This window comes from Allokutzneria sp. A3M-2-11 16, from assembly GCF_024213555.1.
In the GTDB taxonomy this organism is placed as follows: Bacteria; Actinomycetota; Actinomycetes; order Mycobacteriales; family Pseudonocardiaceae; genus Allokutzneria.
Window position 1 is genome coordinate 729,668 of the sequence record NZ_JANAVO010000002.1, and the last position, 19,548, is coordinate 749,215.

General features: G+C 65.7%; 18 protein-coding genes. 12 read left to right on the forward strand and 6 right to left on the reverse strand.

Annotation, left to right across the window (positions count from 1 at the left end):
* Positions 1-112: 112 nt before the first annotated feature.
* Complete coding sequence (locus NLX83_RS21585) at positions 113-949, forward strand: peptidoglycan recognition protein family protein (protein WP_254236892.1); 837 nt, start codon at positions 113-115, stop codon at positions 947-949.
* Between the two features lie 89 nt (positions 950-1,038).
* Here the strand turns inward: NLX83_RS21585 and NLX83_RS21590 are convergent, their stop codons facing one another.
* From NLX83_RS21590 to istA, 3 genes are all read right to left on the reverse strand, one after another.
* Complete coding sequence (locus NLX83_RS21590) at positions 1,039-1,299, reverse strand: hypothetical protein (protein ID WP_247763211.1); 261 nt, start codon at positions 1,297-1,299, stop codon at positions 1,039-1,041.
* Positions 1,300-1,370: 71 nt separating this feature from the next.
* The gene (istB, locus tag NLX83_RS21595; protein ID WP_247763210.1) at positions 1,371-2,162 is read right to left on the reverse strand and encodes an IS21-like element helper ATPase IstB; all 792 of its coding nucleotides are present in this window, start codon (positions 2,160-2,162) and stop codon (positions 1,371-1,373) included.
* Positions 2,159-3,775: an IS21 family transposase gene (istA, locus tag NLX83_RS21600; RefSeq protein WP_247763209.1), complete on the reverse strand. Its 1,617-nt coding sequence runs from the start codon at positions 3,773-3,775 to the stop codon at positions 2,159-2,161. Before istA ends, istB begins: the two co-directional genes overlap by 4 nt.
* A gap of 265 nt (positions 3,776-4,040) precedes the next feature.
* Here istA and NLX83_RS21605 point away from each other — a divergent pair, with 265 nt between their 5' ends.
* Positions 4,041-4,262: a holin gene (locus NLX83_RS21605; RefSeq protein WP_254236893.1), complete on the forward strand. Its 222-nt coding sequence runs from the start codon at positions 4,041-4,043 to the stop codon at positions 4,260-4,262.
* A 121-nt stretch (positions 4,263-4,383) separates the two neighbouring features.
* On the opposite strand, the gene NLX83_RS21610 is transcribed toward NLX83_RS21605, so the two are convergent.
* Positions 4,384-5,568 (reverse strand): helix-turn-helix domain-containing protein, encoded by a 1,185-nt coding sequence (locus NLX83_RS21610; protein ID WP_254236894.1) that lies wholly within the window; start codon positions 5,566-5,568, stop codon positions 4,384-4,386.
* A 221-nt stretch (positions 5,569-5,789) separates the two neighbouring features.
* On the opposite strand from NLX83_RS21610, the gene NLX83_RS21615 reads away from it, so the two are divergent.
* From NLX83_RS21615 to NLX83_RS21645, 7 genes are all read left to right on the forward strand, one after another.
* On the forward strand, positions 5,790-6,236 hold the full coding sequence (locus NLX83_RS21615; protein WP_254236895.1) for a hypothetical protein: 447 nt from the start codon (positions 5,790-5,792) through the stop codon (positions 6,234-6,236).
* Positions 6,237-7,050: 814 nt separating this feature from the next.
* A complete protein-coding gene (locus NLX83_RS21620) occupies positions 7,051-7,845 on the forward strand; it encodes a S1 family peptidase (RefSeq protein WP_254236896.1) in 795 nt (264 codons plus the stop codon).
* An 83-nt stretch (positions 7,846-7,928) separates the two neighbouring features.
* Positions 7,929-8,441, forward strand: coding sequence for a hypothetical protein (locus NLX83_RS21625; RefSeq protein WP_254236897.1), 513 nt, complete (start codon positions 7,929-7,931; stop codon positions 8,439-8,441).
* 185 nt (positions 8,442-8,626) lie between these two features.
* A complete protein-coding gene (locus NLX83_RS21630) occupies positions 8,627-9,460 on the forward strand; it encodes a DNA-3-methyladenine glycosylase family protein (protein ID WP_254236898.1) in 834 nt (277 codons plus the stop codon).
* Complete coding sequence (locus tag NLX83_RS21635; RefSeq protein WP_254236899.1) at positions 9,438-10,907, forward strand: B12-binding domain-containing radical SAM protein; 1,470 nt, start codon at positions 9,438-9,440, stop codon at positions 10,905-10,907. Before NLX83_RS21630 ends, NLX83_RS21635 begins: the two co-directional genes overlap by 23 nt.
* Complete coding sequence (gene tmk / locus NLX83_RS21640) at positions 10,904-11,554, forward strand: dTMP kinase (protein ID WP_254236900.1); 651 nt, start codon at positions 10,904-10,906, stop codon at positions 11,552-11,554. Before NLX83_RS21635 ends, tmk begins: the two co-directional genes overlap by 4 nt.
* A gap of 132 nt (positions 11,555-11,686) precedes the next feature.
* Positions 11,687-12,115 (forward strand): NUDIX hydrolase, encoded by a 429-nt coding sequence (locus NLX83_RS21645; RefSeq protein WP_254236901.1) that lies wholly within the window; start codon positions 11,687-11,689, stop codon positions 12,113-12,115.
* A 211-nt stretch (positions 12,116-12,326) separates the two neighbouring features.
* Here NLX83_RS21645 and NLX83_RS21650 read toward each other — a convergent pair whose 3' ends face one another.
* The gene (locus NLX83_RS21650; protein ID WP_254236902.1) at positions 12,327-12,731 is read right to left on the reverse strand and encodes an RDD family protein; all 405 of its coding nucleotides are present in this window, start codon (positions 12,729-12,731) and stop codon (positions 12,327-12,329) included.
* A 195-nt stretch (positions 12,732-12,926) separates the two neighbouring features.
* Between NLX83_RS21650 and glnA the strand changes: the two genes are divergently transcribed.
* From glnA to NLX83_RS21665, 3 genes are all read left to right on the forward strand, one after another.
* A complete protein-coding gene (gene glnA / locus NLX83_RS21655; protein WP_254236903.1) occupies positions 12,927-14,351 on the forward strand; it encodes a type I glutamate--ammonia ligase in 1,425 nt (474 codons plus the stop codon).
* A 230-nt stretch (positions 14,352-14,581) separates the two neighbouring features.
* Positions 14,582-15,826 carry an ATP-binding protein gene (locus tag NLX83_RS21660; protein WP_254236904.1) on the forward strand — a complete coding sequence of 415 codons (1,245 nt, stop codon included), beginning with the start codon at positions 14,582-14,584 and terminating at the stop codon, positions 15,824-15,826.
* A 32-nt stretch (positions 15,827-15,858) separates the two neighbouring features.
* On the forward strand, positions 15,859-17,127 hold the full coding sequence (locus NLX83_RS21665; protein WP_254236905.1) for an MFS transporter: 1,269 nt from the start codon (positions 15,859-15,861) through the stop codon (positions 17,125-17,127).
* 38 nt (positions 17,128-17,165) lie between these two features.
* Here the strand turns inward: NLX83_RS21665 and NLX83_RS21670 are convergent, their stop codons facing one another.
* Positions 17,166-19,514, reverse strand: coding sequence for a penicillin acylase family protein (locus NLX83_RS21670; RefSeq protein ID WP_254236906.1), 2,349 nt, complete (start codon positions 19,512-19,514; stop codon positions 17,166-17,168).
* Positions 19,515-19,548: the final 34 nt, after the last annotated feature.

The window sequence follows — 19,548 nt, forward strand, 5'->3', positions numbered from 1 at the left end:
GTCCCCGCCGAGATCATCGCCGAACAACCCGCCCGCGCTACGCGCCCGGCGCACGAATTCGGCAAACACCCCAACGAAAAGGAGTCTCCGACTGCCGTATGCACTGACATGGATGCCCGCCGTTCTGCGCGCCGCAGGACTGCGGGTCGAAGAAATCGCCGGCTGGGAAACCCGAGGTCACGGCAACTTCTCCACCCCGAAAGGGGTGTTGCTGCACCACACCGCAGGACCGGCCGCGGGCACCTTCCCCTCACGAAACACCGTGGTCAACGGCCGTCCCGACCTCGCCGGACCACTCGCCAACCTCGGCCTCGGCCGTGACGGAACCTGGTTCATCGTCGCCGCCGGGCAGGCATGGCACGCGGGCAAGGGCTACGTCCCGTGGTGCGGACGTGACAACGGCAGCGCCCACCTGATCGGTGTGGAAGCCGAGTCGACCGGCAAGGGCGACTGGACCCGCGAACAGCTCGACACCTACCCGCGCGGCACCGCCGCACTCCTGCGACACCTCGGCCTTCCCGCCGAGCGCGCCCTGGCCCACAAGGAATGGGCACCGCGCAGAAAGCCCGACCCGCACGGCTGGCCCGGCGACATGACCGGCTTCCGCACCACCGTTCGCTCACTACTGGAAGGGGACGATTTGCCGTCCGCACAAGAGATCGCCGAAGCCGTCTGGGCTCGCGTGCTCGTCCACCCCGACAACGCGCAGCTCGCCTACCCCGCGTGGGTGTGGCATTGCCTGACCAACACCGCCGCCTGGCGAGCCGCCAACGGCGACTGGTGGCAGGGCACCGAGCCCTCCGCCATTGACCCCGAGATCCAGGTACGCCGCGTCGATCTCCTGCGCTTCGCCGACGCCAACGCCCACGCCACGCGCGGCTTGGTCGCCGAGCTGGACACGGCCGTGGACCAGCTCGCCCGCGCGGTCGCCGACAAACACCAGCTCTGATTTTGACGGTGTGAAGCGACGTCACTTATTCGTCGATTCGGACGTCACTTCCTCTCCCAAGCCATGATCGATGTCGGTGAAAGATGACGTCACTCGCGCCGACTCGGTGGCGTGGTCCGGAGGCCGTGTGCGGTGAACTCCAGGATGTCGAGGTAGGCGTCTAATCCGGTCTTGGCATGCCATCCGTGCCGGGTGGTGAGGAAGAGTGCGAGTTCGGCGCGAACCTGGGGGCTTGCTTGCCGGAAGAAGCCCGCGGTGAGTTCAAGCAGCCCGGGCAGGTGGTCCTGCTCGTCGTCGGTGTCCCAGGTTGCCCCATCCAGTGGGAGCTCGTCGGGGTCGGGTGTGAGCATCGGTCGTCCTCTGCTCTGGTGGGCTTCTCATCGGGGTCAGTGCTGGGGTGTCGTGGTTGGTGGGGAAACGGTCAGGTGCTGGCGCGTTCGGCGCGTGCGCGGGTTTGGGCGAGCCGGTAGGAGTCGGTCCCGGTCTCGATGATGGCGCCGCCGAAGGTCAGGCGGTCGACGATGGCGGCGCAGAGCCGGGGGTCGGTGAAGGTCTTGGTCCAGCCGCCGAAGGACTCGTTGGAGGCGATCGCGACGGAGTTCTTCTCCTCGCGCTCGGTGAGCACCTGGAACAGCAGTTCGGCGCCGCGCCGGTCGAGTTCCATGTAGCCCAGTTCGTCGATGCAGAGAAGATCGACGCGGCCGTAGCGGGCGATGGTCTTGGTCAGGATCTTGTCGTCGGCGGCTTCGACCAGTTCGTTGACCAGCTTCGTAGCCAGGGTGTAGCGGACCCGGAACCCGGCCATGGCGGCCTCGGTGCCGAGTGCGATGAGCAGGTGGGATTTGCCGGTGCCGGAGTCGCCGATCAGGCAGAGCGGCAGCCCTTTCTTGACCCACTCGCTGGTGGCGAGGGTGTGGATGACCGCTGGGTCGACGTTGGGGTTGGCGTCGAAGTCGAAGGCGCGCAACGACTTCTCACGGGGGAACGCCGCTGCTTTGATCCGCCGTTCCGAGCGGCGGCGAGCTCGGTCGTCGCATTCGGCCATCAGCAGCTCTGCCAGGAATCCGCGGTAGGACATCTGTTCGCGGGCCGCGGTTTCGGCCATCTCGCTGAACTGGGCGCGGATCGTCGGTAATCGCAGCATCCGGCATGCCTGGTCGACTGCGGCGTCGGCGGCCTGCTCGGTGAGTCCCCGGTGACGTGGAGCGCTCACGGGCTCGTCCCTTCTCCTGAGGTGTGGCCGCGCAACAGCTGGTCATAGATGGCGACCGAGGGCAGCGGCCGGGTGTCGGAGGGCAGCTGCGTCAGGCGGCGACGGGTCAGCGAGGTGACCTTGCCCGGCGTCGCGAACTCACCGACTGACGCCGTCGCGTCGGTGTCCTCGCCATCGGCGGCCTTGCGTGCCTCCAGAGCGACCGCGTCGGCGGTCAGCGCCCCGACGCGCAACGCGGTGGCAAGTCCCGCGACCACGTGCTCGTGGGCCATGTGCCGGTGCAGCAGAAGGACTTCGATCAGCGCGCGGGTGCCGACGGTCTCGCCGTGGACCTTGTTCGCCTCAGCCCACCATGCGTCGTGCACCGGGGTGAACTTGCCCGCCGAGCGGGCCTGTTCCAGTGCGGTCGCCCCGGGCAGCGCGCCGGGCTTGCGCACCAGCGCCTCCAGGTAGTGGTCCAGCTCCAGGCGGGTGCCGCCCTTGGCCAGCAGGCGTTCGTGCCGGGCGACTTCGATGCGACTGTCGTAGACGACCAGCTCGGAGGCGTGCAGCAGGACCCGCACTCGCCGCCCGATCAACCTCACCGGCACCGAGTAATGGTTGGTGCGGACGCTGATCTGGCTGTAGCGGTCGACCTGCGGGGTGAACCAGCGCCCGGTCTCGAACGGCTCGTCCGGCAACGCCCGCAGCAACGGCTTCTCGACGGCGAACATCTCGCCGATCGTGCGGGCCCGCAGGCCGATCCGGCGGGCCTCGTCGGCGGTGTCCCACTCATCGATCATGGCGTTCAGCTCGGCCAGCGAGTCGACCTCGGGGACCGGGACCAGGTGGTTGCGGCGGAACCAGCCGATCTGCCCTTCCACCCCGCCTTTCTCGTGTGCCCCTTCGATTCCGGGTTGGCAGTAGAAGGGCTCGACGCCGTGGTGCGACCGGAACGCCGTCCACCGCTCGGTTTCCACCCGTTGCCGGGAGAACCCCAGCACCTGGGCGACCGCGGACTTGAGGTTGTCGTAGCGGAGCTTGCCGGTGGGCACCCCGCCGAGCACCCTGAAGGCGTGGACGTGGCCCTCGAAGAACGCCTCCTGTCCACCGGATGCGGAGATCCGGTGCACCGCCCTGCCGGAGAAGGACAGGCGCAGGCAGAACAGGAAACAGCTGACCTGTTCCCCGCGCAGCCGCACCATGACCTCACCGAAGTCGACCTCGGCCTCCGCGCCGGGCAGGTGGGTCTGCGGGATGAACACGTTCACCGGCTCCCGACCGGTCTCGGTCCTGATCTCCGGTTTCCGCGTCGCGACATAGGCGCGCACGACTTGGTAGGACACCTCGGTCATCGCGTGCTCGTCGATCAGCCGGGCGAAGATCCGCGTCACGGTGTGCCGCTGCTTGCGGGGCGCGTCCAGATCCGCCCGCAGGATCGCGTCGATCACCGGCTTGAAGGGGTCGAGCTTGGAGGCCCGGGGCGGGTACTTCTTCCGTTCCTGCGGCCAGGCCGAGGACATCGCCTGGGTGACCGTGCGCCAGCCCACGCCGTACTTACGCTCGATCGCGCGGCCCGACATCCCCGCCCGGGCGTCCCGGCGGATCGCGGCGTAGAGCTCGACCTTCGACATGGGCGGCATAGGCGCTCCTCATCCCGAGCACGCCCATGCTCCCACCGCAAGCACCCAGGTGACGTCACAATTCACCGACACGAACTTCCGCCGGAGCCCAGTGCTGTCGTCGTTGCCTGACAACCGACGTCGAAGTTCACGTACAAAGCCACCAGCTCGACGCCGAAACCATCGCCAAAGCCGTTCGTACCGCCATCAACGACTCACTCATGCACGTGGACATCACCGTGTCCAACCGCACCGACACCAACTGAAAGGACCCCAGTTGAACTTCCTGCGTGACCTCGCCGAGCGCGTCCTGGGCGCCGCCTCCGCCGCCGCCGTGACCGCCATCGGCGGCAACGCCGTCTCCCTCTGGGACATCAACGGCCACGCCGTCCTCGGTGTCGCCCTCGGCGCTGGACTTCTCTCCGCACTCAAGGGGTTCGCCGCTCGATTCGTCGGCAATCCCGACACGGCGGCTCTCCTGAGGCGTAACGCGAACTGAGACACAGCGCTAATGGCGTTCGCGACAGAACCGCAGTCGACACCGTGAGTAAAGGCCCCGCGTTCCGCATCTTTAGCGGAGCGCGGGGCCTTTACTGCATTTAAAATGACCTCATATCATTTCAAAGGCGCACGCCAACCCATGCACTGAAGTTTGACAGTGAATCCGTCTGTGACCGCTCAGCCATTGCGATCCCTCTAAGGGTTTCGCGGACCTGTGGGTGAAGTCGGGTCTGTTGCGGGGCAGCCTTCCTTGCCCGATTAAGCGCCGCAAGAGATTTGCGCGGTTCGCCCATGAGCAGAAAAGCTCGTGCTGTATCTTGCCAATGGTGCCCTTGTCGTGGCGGCGCCATATCCTTGGGAAGCTTCAGCTTCCATCCATCAAGGGCAGCCTTGGCGTATTCGCCAATCTCCAAGTTTACGGCCACATTATGTACGCCAACGTTTCCGATACCAAAGAGCGTGCCGTAGGCGTCCGATTCACCCTCTACGCGTCGAGCAAGGTCGGCAGCCTCGGACAGGTGATCCAATGCAAGGTCGCGTCGGCGCCCACGGACTGCAACAATGGCGCCACAAAGGTGGCCGTAACCACGTACAGCGAGCGATTCTTGCGAGTCTCCGGCCGCCGCTTCTGCTCCTTCTTCAACGAGCGAAAGCGCGAGATCATAGCCGTCGTGGTACATGAGAATACGGGCACGTTTGATCTTCGCTTGTGCCGCAAACAGTGGGTCATCAGCCTTTACCGCTACGGACTCAAGCATGTCGAGTGAAGGCGCAGCGAGCGACATGAAGCCAAACCGTCTACACAAGCGTTCCGTGAGCACGTAGGCGGCGGACAGCAAGGCATTTGCACGTCCACGTTCGCCGTCAGAGTTGGATGCATGGACCGCGCCGTAAAGGCGACGAATAAGTGGCGTTAACTCAGCAAGAGCTTGGCGCCCCTTGTCGTTGCGGTACAGTCGCTCAAGGCGTTCCATTTTGGAAGCTAGAATATCCAGCGAGCCAGGCTCCTCGGCCCGAACATATTTGCCTTCGGCTAGCAGTGCCTGAAGCTCAGGCATTCCAACTAGCGGACCTTCTTCGTCTAAAGTTTCCCGATAGGGAGTATTGGTGAGACGTTGCTGGTCCACATGAAGAAAGCGGCACGCGGCTGCGATATATGCAGGTGAAGCCGGTTCGTGCCCGGACTCGACTTTAGTCACCGTGGAAATCGAATAGCTCGCCAAAGCTGCATACTGTTGCTGGGTTAACCCCGCCAGCTTTCTTGCGGCTGCGATGTTCTGACCGATGCTGCGGTCGTCTGGCACGGTGGGCCTCCCGGTAGGGGTCGGGGTGCTCCCTTCAGGGTACTGCGCGTCCCGTTCATCCAAACGGACTGAAAGTCAACTGAAAGTCACGGCGCTGTGATCCGACTTACGTTCGTCGGGCAGCGGGGCCGCAGTCGCTTAGGCCCAGCAAGAGCGCGCTTCGGCGGCGCTCCTGCGGCCCTGCTGCATCCATCGGAGTAGATGCGGCAGCGGGGGGCGACGTGGACCGAGCAGACCGTGACAAGTGGGTTGCCAAGGGCACCCAGATCGCGCTTCAGGAACTGATCATGAGCGAGGAGTGGTGGCTTCACGGCTTCGGCAACCGCGCGAGGGACTGGCAGCCGGACGTCATTGCTGTGACTCGACTGTGGCAGCACACGGCCGATGTCGTGGTGCTGCACTCCGAGGAGCGGGCAGTTGCGTACCGCGCTCCGGAGATCGAGGGCAACGGGACCAGGTTCGCCCCCCGGATCGTGACTTGGATCTTTGCGGGGGCTGCCGTTGACGCCCTACGCGCCATGCTGCGGCTACCGCTCCCTGGTTCGGAGTCCGAGCCCTATGCGCCTACGGCCTTTCCAAGTTCGTCCGGAATACCCAATGCGCTGCTCTCGCTCGAAGTCGTGAAGCCGCTCCGCACCTCCTGTTCGTCTACACAGGACAGACGATGAGCACGGCCGCCATGGTGGAGATGTGGGTAAAGGTCGCCGTCACTCTCGTGTGCATCGCGCTCGTGCTCACGGTCGTTGCGTACCGCATCGGTGTGGGGCCAACGGGAATCATCGTGTGGCTTCGGCGACTCCTGCGCATCCGTACTGATCGCGTGGCAGTGCCGAGAAGTGACGGCGCTCCTCACCCTGCTCCCGAAGTCCCACATCCTCGCAGCGCACCTGACGCGAACGAGGCTGTCACTTCGCCCACTCTCGTGCGGGTGGTCTCCGGTGGTCGGTCGCATGTGCTTGTGGATCTCACCGGACACGTTCGCGACGGCAGAGACAGGAATAAGCGGTGAGCGCGGCGTGGATGGTCGCGGTGTTGACGGTCGCGTGGCTAAGCGGCGGCGGGTATCTCGCGGTGGCCGTGCTCGCCGAGTCCTCCGGCCACACGGCGCGGTCATGGGTCACCGGGTGGACGACGCGGCGTTCCACGCGAGCGGTCCGCGCACGATGGGCGCGGACAGGTGGCCGTGTCGGGGGACACGGAACCCCTTGCAGCGCAAGGGGATTGGCACAGGTGGTGCACGTAGTGACAGCGGATAGTCGCCGTGCTGAGCGCTGGGAGTCGGAGCACGTCTCGTACTTCGGCTCCCAGCACGCCGCGTAGCGCACCAACCGAGGGGCAGACCACGAGTGATCAACGCACCATCGTGGACCACTCCCAAGACCCTGCATAGGCATCCAGGCGCGTGCCTGGAGTTGTTGCGACACAAGAGGAACAGTGAAGAGACGACACATCAGATCGACCGTTGCTGCGTCGCTAGGGCTAATGCTCGCGGCGACGTGCCCGGCGGCAGCCGACGACGCGTCCGCACGGATCATCGGCGGCACGCCGTCGGAATCCCGGTCCTACGCGGTCGCGATGCAGTTCGACCGCCACGGCGAGAAGGACTTTCACTACTGCGGTGGCACGCTGATCTCATCGGATGTGGTGCTGACTGCCGCCCACTGCGTGGATGCGCGTCTCGGTGCACCGCCGATCGATCAGGTGCACGTGCGGGTTGGTCACCGTGACCAAGCGCAGGGCTTCTACGCGCGGGCGGTCGCGACGGCAACCACCGGGTTCTCGATCTCCCCGCCCGGCCGCGACATCGCGTTGATCAAGCTGGACCGCCGGGTTCCGCACCGGCCCGCCCTGGTCGGCACCTCCCCAGGCAAGACCGGCATCGCGTTGACCGCGATCGGATGGGGACGCACACGGCCGGACAACACCGGTCCGTCATCCCGAATCCTGATGCAAGCCAACGTCTCAGTGCTCCCGACAGCCGAGTGCAAGCCCGGTCTGATCGGAACGGCCGAAGTCTGCGCCCAAGGCATCCACGGCCAAGGCGTGTGCGCCGGGGACTCCGGCACCGGCCTGTTGCGCAGCTACGGACACGGGCGCTTTGAAGCCGTGGTGGGACTCGCCTCGCGGGGAACCGGCGGCGGGAAGTGCGGCACCGCCCCGGACATCCACACCGACGTGACCAAGTACCTGCGGTGGATCTACACCACCGCCGCCCGCATGGGCGCCCAGGCACCGCTCGATGAAGACGACGTCACTCGTCTCACAGCGGTGAGCTGACCACGTGGGGACGGCCCTGACCCCGACAAGGGCCGTCCCCACCTTCCCGGTGCCAGGTAACGAAAACAAGCTAGGGGATACCAGTGGCAGTTGAGCGTTACGCCGAGCTGTGCGACCCGAGAGGCTTCATTGCCCCGCACGTGTGGGTGCAGAACGAGATGGGCATCAGCGTCCCGTCAACCGCCTGCGCTGAAACCATCTCCGTGGACTACCGCCCCCCGAACGCCGCCAAGGACGAGTTGTCGCTGACGTACCAGCCGTTCGCGTTCTTCACAGCGCTGAAAGTGATGAACACCGCTGGCACGGCATGGCTGGCTCAACACGGCTCGCCGGAACAAGCACATGAGAAGTGGCCCAACTCTCCCTACGAGTCCTCACACGCGCGACTCGCCCGCATACGCGAACTCGATGTGCTCAGCCCAGCCCACCGGCGGCTGCTTGACGACATCGCCACGGCGGCGGACAACTCGCTAGGCCCGGTCGGTCTCAACCACGTCGTTCCTCTGGCACGCGCTCTTATCCGCTGCGCCAAAGAAGACACACGGCATACCTCCGGCTACGTCCCGGCAAACACGGATGCTGACGGGCCTGAGTAGCGACGGCTCCCGAAGCCGGGATAGGCGCGCGTTATCGGTGCGATCCGGGGCCGAGCACTACCCCCGTCGGAACTTCCTATCAGAGAGCCCGCACCACAAGCCGCCCTCTCACATCGCGCCGATCCGGCACACGCCGGAATCGGGCTCACCCCAAGCTGAGGTGGTGCCGAAGGAAGGATGACTACATGAACGAGGCAAGGAAGGGAGCACTGATGACGGGGCTTGCGATGTTGGACCATCCCGCGTGGCGGATCGGCCACACTGGCACGGCAGTGCGAGCGGTGCGGGTTGGTGACGCCGTGTGGCTCGCCTTGGTTGTGCCGGACGGTGGGATCGGGTGCGCGCTGGCGAGAGGCTCTGAGAGTGCCCCGTCGGTGGATGTGTTCGCTCCCGCATCCGTGAGCGGTCCGGCCGAGCTGATTGGCCCGCTGTGCGAGGCGGGACCGGTGGTGCGGCTACGCAATCCGGACTTGTGGGACGCGCTGGGCACCTCGGTGATCCGTCAGGTGATCTCGGCACCGCAGGCGCGCAAGCTGCACCGGATGTTCTGCGAGCAGTTCGGCGACCGTATCGACACACCGCATGGGCCGGTGTGGTTGTTCCCTTCCCCGGAGACCGTGCTAGGTCTGCCCGACCGTGACATTGACGCCCTGGGGCTGAAGTTCCATCGCCCCAAGCTGCGCACCGCAGCACGGGCGTATGGCGAGTTCGGGCAGAAGTGGGCTGAGTTGGAACCAGCCCGCCTAGTGACCGAGGTGCAGGGGGTACGTGGGATCGGGCCGTGGACGGCCGCCGCGACCGGCGCCGACGTCAGTAACGACTTTGCCTTGTACCCGTACACCGATCTTGCGGTGCGCAAGTGGGCGCGGCACATAGCTCCGAGCCTGCCCTGGCCCGATACGAAGGACGTCCAGGGGTTCGGCGCGCTGTGGAAACGGTGGGCGGGTGAGCGCCTGTCGGAGTTGACGGCGCTCACGCTTGCATGGGGAGTACGACATGCCGCAGGAGCCGCAGTCTGACCGGATAACCGGACTCGACCCGACCCGAGCTGTTGACGTTGTATTCGTCAACGCGCCGTTGCGTGACTACACGCGGCGGGCACGGGTCAACGACTACACCTTGCCCGTGCTGGGCATGGCCTACATCGCCACCGTGGCAGCAGCGCACGGGTTCAACGTCGGCGTGCTCGATGCCGAATCTCTCGGGCTCGGGCTGGCCGAGGCCGCCGAGATCGTCAATGCAGTCCGGCCCCGCTGGGCGGGGTTCAACTTGTTGGCGCCCACCTACGAGATGTCCGCACGGATCGCCGCCGCACTTGATCCCGAGATCGAGGTCATGGTGGGTGGGCACCACGCCAAGGCCCTGCCGACGGAGATCCTGACCGATCCCCGATGGTCCGGGCTCGGCGCGTTGGTAATCGGCGAGGCCGAGACACGGGTGGTCGAGTTGCTGGGCGACAAGCACCGCCGCAGCGAGCTGCCTCAGGTGATGTGGCTCGACCCGATCATGAAAACCCCGGTCAGCGGCGGACGGCCCGGAAACGCCCACCACCTTGCGCCGGACATCAACACCATGCCGTTCGTGGATCGCCGGTATCTGGCCGATGATCCGTACCGGGCAGCCGATGGGCGGGTGGAGGCCAATATGGTCGGTGCTCGGGGCTGCCCTTATGACTGCTCCTTCTGCGGCGCCGCCGTCTCGGCGAACCCGGATGTCACGATCCGCACCCGCGACCCGCACAACATTCACGCCGAGATGGTCGAGCTGCACGAGCAGTACAACGTAACCGCATTCCGGTTCGTCGATGACCTCTTCCTCGGACACCGCCGCTTCATCGAGCAGTGCATGTCCGCCTTCACTGAGCACAAGGTGGGCGAGCGGTTCGTGTGGGACGCCACGGGGCGCATCAACATCCTGCACCGGGCACCGGACACCCTGCTGGACACGATGGCGACCAACGGGTGCCGCGAAGTCGCGCTGGGCATCGAATCCGGCAGCCCGCGCATGCTGGAATACATCGACAAACGCATCACACCGGACATCACGTGCTCGGTGGTCAAGCGGCTCACCGATCGGGGCATCAGCGTCAAGGGCTACTTCATCTTGGGCTTTCCAAGCGAGACGCGCGCCGAACTGGACGCCACGGTGCGCCATGTCCGCGAGCTGTGGGAGCTGACCGACAACCAGCCGGGTCGCTTCCGCGTCTCGGTGTTCGAGTTCCGTCCCTACCCCGGCACACCGGAGTGGCACCGCCTGATGGCCACAGGGAAATACACCACCGCGCAGTTGCTGAATTATGCCCCGGTAGACCTCACCGATGGCGGAGCGAACGACGCAATACGCGAGCGCGACGAATTCAACTTCTCGGTGGGAATCCAGTTCGGTGAGGCTCCCGTGGACTACGTGCGCCGCCAGCTCGCCGCCCTGACCCATGAGCAGCACCTACGAAAGGCGGCAGCGGCGTGACCATCTCCGCAACCCGTCAGCGTGGCTTGCTTGTCTCCCTGGACGGCCCAGGAGGCAGCGGGAAGAGCACTGTCACCGCTCTGGTGACCAAGTTGTTGACCGAGCGGGGTTACCAAGCGCACGCGACCACGCAGCCCTCGCACAACCAACTCGGCGGTATCGCCCGCACGATGACCGACACCTACAAGGGCGAGTCGCTAACCTGTCTGGTCGCCGCCGACCGCTACCACCACCAAGCGAATGAGATCCGTCCGCGCCGGGCCGCCGGACACATCGTGATCTGCGACCGCTACGTGCCCTCCTCCTACGTGTTGCAACGCATGGACGGCGTGCCGCTGGCATTCATCGAGGCTGTCAACGCCCTGGTGGACCCGCCCGACCTCGCAGTGATCCTCACCGCAAATCCGAAGATCACCAGCAAGCGGATCGCCAAACGCGGGGCACACAGCCGGTTCGAATCCGGGCTGCACACCAGCACCACCGAGGAACGCCTGTACCGCGAGACCGTCGAGCACCTGGACAAGTACGGATATCCGTTCGTGGTCCTGGACTCCACCCACGCCAAGCCCGACGTCATTGCCACCACCATCGTGGCCCGCATCGAGCAACTGCTATCCAGCGACGAGACCGAGGTGGCTGCCGAGTAGCCTCGCGCCCACCCCAGTGAGGACCCGCCCGCAACCACAGGGGCGGGTCCTCACTGCGTTGGCGCCCACCGAACCCACCGCGAGGACACACCGGCATTGGACCAGCACCGCGCGCTCGTAGACGTTCACCTGATGCTCATCCGTGACGACCATGTGTTGCTCACCCAACGGCGCGGCGGCTACGGCGGCGGCATGTGGCACCTGCCCTCCGGCAAGCTCGACGCGGGCGAGTCGATCGAACACGCCGTCGTGCGCGAGGCCCACGAGGAAGTCGGCGTACTCGTCACCCTCGAAGCTCTGGAATTCGTCCACCTCGCCCACGTCCACGGCTCAGGACCTGAACCCCGCATCGGCGTGTTCTTCGCCGCCCACACCTGGGTCGGCGAACCGACCAACCGGGAACCCGACAAGTGCAGCGCGCTCGCCTGGTGTCCGCTGAACGACTTGCCCGCTGACGTCATTCCCTACCCGCTCGCTGGTATTCAGGCGTACCGAACGGGCCGCCGCCACAGCGTGCTCGGCTGGACCGACCTCACGCCCGTTGTCTCTGCACGGGGGTAGTCCGCGTGGGGCAAACGTGGGGAAACAGCCTGCTCAGAGTGTCCCTGGCAGGCGTGGAATGGCGACCTTGGTCACTGATTGACGCAACACGCCGAGACGTGGCAAAGTCATCTCATTGAATCCCGCAGTTCGCGGATACCCCTTCCCGATATGTACTCATAGCGGGAAAAAGAGCGCTCCCAAATCCCGCTATGAGTACGAAACGGAAGACCTAGCGGGCGCTGACGACCGCGGTGCTGACGACCTTGTCGTGCAACCCACGACCGTCCTCGTCACTGACCACGGCGGGAATCACCAGGCACAGCAACAGGGTTCGCACCAGCACGCGGCCCGGGTCGGGGCGCAGCCCGTCGATCTTCACCAGCCGCAGCCCGGCGATCGCGTAACCCAGCGTCCTGCCGAACAGCGAGTGCGAGATGATCGTCACCGCCGCGAAGATCACGATCGCCGACAGCGACAGGTTCCTGGTGAGGAAGTAGGCCGCGGCGGCCGCGGGCAGCCAGTCCACGACCAGCGCGAGGACCCGGCGGCCGAACCCGGCCAGCGAGCCGGGACCGTGCGCGGGGAAGCCGAACCGCGCTCCGGCGTGGGTGGCGGACTCCGGTTCGGTGCTCACGCTGTCAAGGGTAAGACCGGGTGGCTCCGGTGCCCCGACCAGGTGGGTCAAGACACCGGTCCGGGTTGCCGTTAACACTGAGGAAACACTGGGGTAGCGGTCGAGCAACACCGCCCACCTAGCGTCAGGTCCATGGCCGGCGGCAATCCTGCACCGGCGGAGGAATCCATCACGCGCGTGAAGGAGCCAACGAGGGTGTTCACCAATCCCGACGAGGTCCTGCGCTTCATGTCCGAAGAGGACGTGAAGTTCGTCGATGTCCGGTTCAGCGACCTGCCCGGCATCATGCAGCACTTCACCGTGCCCGCCGAAGCGTTCGACGCCGACGCGATCGCCGAGGGTCTGGCCTTCGACGGCTCCTCGGTGCGCGGCTTCCAGCAGATCCACGAGTCGGACATGCTGCTGCTGCCCGACCTCGCGACGGCGCGCATCGACCCGTTCCGCGAGGTCAAGACGCTGATCGTGAACTTCTTCGTGCACGACCCGCTGACCCGCGAGCCCTACAGCCGCGACCCGCGCAACATCGCCCGCAAGGCCGAGCAGTACATCGCCGAGTCCGGCCTGGCCGACCTGGCGTACTTCGCGCCCGAGGCGGAGTTCTACCTCTTCGACTCGATCCGCTTCTCCAGCAGCGAGAACGCCTCGTTCCACGAGATCGACTCCGAGGCCGGCTGGTGGAACACCGGGCGCGAGGAGGAGGGCGGCAACAAGGGCTACAAGGTCAAGTACAAGGGCGGCTACTTCCCGGTCACCCCGACCGACCACTTCGCCGACCTGCGCGACCAGATCGTGCTGAAGCTGCAGGACTCCGGCTTCACCGTCGAGCGCGCGCACCACGAGGTGGGCACCGCGGGCCAGGCCGAGATCAACTACAGGTTCAACACGCTGCTGCACGCCGCGGACGACCTGCAGCTGTTCAAGTACATCGTGAAGAACACCGCGTGGGCCGCGGGCAAGACCGCGACCTTCATGCCGAAGCCCCTCTACGGCGACAACGGCTCGGGCATGCACTGCCACCAGTCGCTGTGGAAGGACGGCGCCCCGCTGTTCTACGACGAGTCCGGCTACGCCGGTCTGTCCGACACCGCGCGGCACTACATCGGCGGCATCCTGCACCACGCGCCGAGCCTGCTGGCCTTCACCAACCCGACGGTGAACTCCTACCACCGCCTGGTCCCGGGCTTCGAGGCGCCGGTCAGCCTGGTCTACTCGCAGCGCAACCGCTCCGCGTGCGTGCGCATCCCGATCACCGGCACCAACCCGAAGGCCAAGCGGGTCGAGTTCCGCTGCCCCGACTCCTCGGGCAACCCGTACCTCGCCTTCGCCGCCATGCTGATGGCCGGTCTGGACGGCATCAAGAACAAGATCGAGCCCCCGGCGCCGATTGACAAGGACCTCTACGAGCTCCCGCCGGAGGAGGCCAAGGACGTCGCCCAGGTGCCCGCGTCCCTGGACGAGGCGCTGGTCAACCTGGAGAACAACCACGACTTCCTCCTCGAGGGCGGCGTGTTCACCGAGGACGTCATCCACACCTGGATCGCCCTCAAGCGCGAGCAGGAGATCGACCCGATCCGTCTCCGCCCGCACCCCTACGAGTTCGCCCTCTACTACGACGTGTGATCCGCCAGCTCGACAACGGCCGAGGGCCTGGTGACCATTCCGGTCGCCAGGCCCTCGGCCGTTTCAGCGCTCGCGACCAAGGCAGCACACCATGGGGGATCGCCACAGTGCGCTGAGCTACCGCCGCGTGCTCATATTCCGGAAATGGCTACCCGCCACTTCCGGAAGTGGCTACTCAAGCCTTCCGCATTTGGCTAGCAAACACCTCCGGAAGTGGCTACTCTGCCCCCATGCCAGCCCCCTACCAGCCACGTCTGGTCGACGACCTCCTGGCCCGCCGACTCGCGAACCATCCCGCAGTGCTCCTCGTGGGGCCACGAGCGACCGGCAAGACCACGACGGCGGCGCGACTGGCACGGAGCGTGCTCAGGCTGGACGAGCGAGCACAAGCAGTCGCGGTGGAGGCCGACCCGGACGCCGCGCTGCACGGTTTGGACGAACCGATCCTCATCGACGAGTGGCAGATCGTGCCGGATGTGCTCGGCGCCGTGAAACGATCCGTGGACGCCGACCCGCGACCCGGTCGGTTCGTGATCACCGGATCGGTTCGCGGTGACGTCGACTCGCCCATGTGGCCCGGGACCGGCCGCCTGCTGCGAGTGGCGATGTTCGGCTTGACCGTCGGCGAACTGCGCGGCTCGCTCCCCTCGGTGCCGCTCCTCGACCGGCTCGCAGTCGACGGCATCGAGCCACTCATGAATGGTTCGACCGAACAACTCGATCTGCGCGGCTATGCCGAATTGGCCGCAGGCGGCGGATTCCCCCAGCCTGTGCTGCGACTGCCAACGACCGAGCGGGGGGCCTGGCTGGAGAGCTACGTCGATCAACTGCTCACCCGGGATGCCGCTATGGTCACATCTCACCGCGACCCGCAACTGCTCCGCAGATACCTCGAAGCGTGTGCCCTGAACACGGCTGGCATCACCGGTCACCGCAGCATCTACAGTGCAGCCGGTGTGGCCAAGGCAACCGGTGAAGCATACGAACAGCTGCTGCGGAATCTGTTGATCATCGACACGCTGCCTGCGTGGTGGACCAACCGAATCAAGCGGCTGATTCGCGGCCCCAAACGCTACATCATCGATCCCTCACTCGCGCTGGCCGCCCTGCGCGTCAGCGTCACGGGGCTGATGAAGGACGGGGATCTGCTAGGGCGGATCATCGACACGTTCGTCGTGTCCCAACTACGCGCGCAGCTCGTCAACTGCGAGACGCAGCCACGACTGCACCATCTCCGCCAGGAGAAGGGACAGCACGAGATCGACATCATCGTCGAATACGGCGGCGGACGCGTCTTCGCCTTCGAAATCAAGTCGGGCAACGCACCCACTCGCGACGACGCGCGTCACCTCGCTTGGCTGCGTTCCGAACTGGGCGACCGCTTCATTGGCGGCGCCGTGCTGCACACAGGGCCACGAGCATTCCGGTTGTACGACGACATCGCCGCCGTGCCCATTGCCGCGCTGTGGAGCTGAACCGCGACAGGTAGGCAGTTACCTTTACTGCCGTGGGGGAATCACACGGCACGAGCGCATCGCTGCGCGGGCATCGGGACTTCCGGCACCTGTGGGCGGCCGACGCGGTGAGCCAGACCGGGACGCAGTTCGCTGACTTCGCGATACCCGTCCTGGCGGTCGTCTCGCTCGGCGCGACGCCCTTCCAGGTCGGCCTGCTCGACGCGAGCCACACGATCGCCTTCCTGCTGATCAGCCTTCCTGCGGGCGCCTACCTGGACCGCATGCGGAAGAGGCCGGTCATGCAGGCGGCGAACCTGTTGCGCGCGCTGGCCCTAGTGGTCATTCCGATCGCCTACTTCGCGGGCTTTCTGTCGTTCGGCGTTCTCTTGGCTTCGGCGGCGGTCGTTGGACTTGCCTCGGTCCTGTTCGACACGAGCTACGCCGGTTACCTGCTCCCGCTTGTCGGCTCGGAACGGCTCACCGCCGCGAGTTCTCGGTTGCAGGCGACGAACTCGGTCGCCCAGATCGGCGGACCGGCGGCCGCGGCGCAGTTGATGAGGATCGTGGCGGCGCCTGTCGTTCTCCTGTTCACGGCACTGTCCTTTGTGGTCTCAACGCTGCTGCTCTCGCGAATCACGATGACCGAGACGATTGAGCAGCCAAAGCGCAAGCCAAAGCTTTGGCCGGACATCGTGGCGGGGTTGAGCCTCATCAAGAAGCAGCCGGTCATCAGGTCGATCACCGTGAGCACCTTCGTCCTCAACGCGTTGCTGGGTGCGGAGAGCGCGGTGCTGGCCATCTACGTTCTGCGCGATCTCTCGCTCGGCGCGGGAGCGCTGGGAATGTTCCTGTCCGCAGGTGCGGTCGGCGGCCTGCTGGGCGCGACGTTCGCCAACCGCATCAGCGAAAGAGTCGGCTCGGCACGAGTAGTCACGGTGTCCGCTCTGCTGTTCGCACCCGCGTTCCTGCTCTTGGCGATCAGCGGTGACCTCACCGGGCTCTCGGCGATTCTCGTTGGCGCGTCGCTGTTCCTGCGAAGCTTCGCGGTCGTGTTGTTCAACATCTGCTCCGGTGCCCTGCGTCAACGCACAACACCGAAGGACATGCTGAGCCGAGTCGCGGCGTCGAACCGATTCATCACCTGGGGGATCATCCCGGTCGGGAGCCTTGCCGGTGGCCTGCTCGGCGAAAGCCTGGGTGCGCACGGTGTGCTGTGGACGGGCGCATTGGCCTCGCTGCTGATCCCGCTGCCGATTCTCCTGTCACCACTGCGAAAGCTGCGGACTTTCCCCAACGAGTGGGACGTCCACACAAGCTAGGCGCGGCCCTCGCCACCTGGACGAGGGCCGCGCTCAGCTCAGCGTTGGCGCACCTCGACAACGCGCAGGTTCGGCGAAGCCATGATGTCCTTCTCACAGAACCGTTCGGTCACCCACTGCTTGCGCGAGTACAGCTTCGTCTGGTCGCTGTAGTGCGGCGAGGCGGGGTTGGAAGACTGCGAATAAGCCATCAGTGTCGCGCTGTCCGGGCACGAGCTGTTGTTGAACGACAGCGCGTGCAAGTACGTCGCGCCGTGCACCATCTCGGTGTAACCCTTGGCAGGGTCCCAGGTACCGGAGATCGAGTTGAAGACGCCCCACCGGTTTTGCCCGCCACCAATGGGAATGCGCTCACCGTTGCGCACAACGTAGTGGTTGTCGCCCCAAGGAGCATTGACGGGAATGTTCGCCGCGCGAAGCTCGGCAACCGCGTGAGCCAATGCCTTCGCGACGTCGGGGTGGTCGGTGTTCAGGGTGTTCGGGGTCGTAATGGGCTTGGCCAGGTCAAACGGCACCTTCCACTGAGCCGGACCTGACAGCGACGTGCGGAGCTTCGTCCAGAAGCGGTCGAAGAGCAGCGCTCCCCGGCTCTCCACATCGTGCTTCCTGTCCCAAGTGGACAGTGTGTCGCATGCATCCTTCAGGTCCGCAGACATCGTGCGGCACAAGCGGACGAGGTCGTCGACGGCAAGCTCAGCCAACTGGTTGCGGTTGGAGAACATCAGCTCCTGCAACGATTCCTTGCTGAACTTGCCCTTTGCCAACTGCTCCTCGATGGCGGTCAGCCCCATTCGAGTGCGATGGGACCGTGACGTCTCGGCGGTGCCGAGAATGCGGGAGAAGCCGGTGATCGGTTGCCGCGCATTGGTCAGCCAGTAGCTGTCGTTGGAGTTTTCCAGGTAGTCGGCCCGGCTCAACGACGGCAGGCTGCCCGGGCCAAAAGTGCCGGGCTGCACGGCATCGCGATCCTGCCCCCAGCCGCAGTTCGAGCGCGAGCCGTCCAACACGGCGATCCCGCGTTCGGGATAGGTGCGCTTGCCGAGTTCGGTGTTGCACTCAGCCGCTCGCGCATCGGTCACGTTCGGTACCACGTGCAGTTGGTGATACGACGCCTTGCCTCGGGAGTCGGTCACGAAGATGTTCATCCACGGCAGGCCCTGTGTCTCCTTGAGACCTTGCATCGCCTCGTCGGTCGAGCGGGCCTGCATGAGCTTCAGGGTCGAATTCCCCATTCGCATGTTCTGCGCGTTCGCATCAGCCATAGCGAAAGCAGTCTCCGCGGTCCACGGCAGCTTCTGCTCGCCGAGCTGCTGCACGATCGGGCCGTAGCGAGTCGACCACTGCGTCCGGGTCACGTTTTCCGTGCCGCCACCGGGCTTCGCGACGGCGACCGTGACATCCCGCCGCGTCATGGGTTCCGGCCGACCGTCCACCAAGTACTTCGTCGGTGAGCCGGGAACGAGCTTCAGCTCGAAGAGCGTGAAAGTTCTGGTCGTGTCCGCCGCGGTTCCCGCCCACGCCATGGTTTCGGTGTGACCGAGCCACAGCAGCGGCAGCCCGACCACTCCCGCACCGCTCGCGTTCAGCCTGCCGGGAATGGTGAGATGCGACTGCCACAACCGGATGTCCGGCGCGTTCCACGGCAGGTGCGGGTTCGCGAGCGAGATGCCCTTGCCATTCGCGGTCGCCTGACTGCCGAGAGAAATGGCGTTGCTGCCGAGGTCGCCGTCATTGTCCACAGTGGACCCCGGTGCCGCGGCCGACACAATGCCTCCGGCGGCTGAGCCCTGTCCGAAAGCCATGCCGGACGCGTACATGTGCCGATAGATGTCGATCTCGGTCATGGGCCGTAACCACGCGGCGCCCTTGCAGCCCGGGTCGGTGTTCCGGTTCTCGCGCAGGAACTGGTTCACTCCTGCCGCGTAGCCGGAAACGGCGTCACGCACCTCTTGCGCGGGACCGAGCTTTCCTCGGTGCGCCACAAGGCGTTCGACGATGCCCGAGTCGTTGATCCCCTGGAAGTACACGTCGCTGACGAGGTTTTTCTGCCCCGCGGCGAGGATGCCCTGAAGCGGGGCGTCGCCACCGAGGTACTTCGAGCGCGTGGCCGAGGTCGTGAGCATTGTCTGGGCCAGCGAACACATGTTATCGGTGGCGGCCGCGTATCCCTGGCCGAACCCGAGGTCGCGGTAGGAGTTCGCGACGATGTGCGGAACGCCGAACTCGGTGTAGCGGACGGTGGCCGAGAGACCGCGGCCCTGCTGATCGGCGGTGGCGGCCGCTCCTCCCGCGGCGACAAGGCCGAGCGCGACCGAGACTGCCGCGAGTTTGCTTCTGGCTAACACGGATGTTCTCCTTCTCGGGGAGTTGCGTACTCGGTAAGGCACGCCCCTCGGGCGTGTGGTGCGTTTCTTCCGTCCG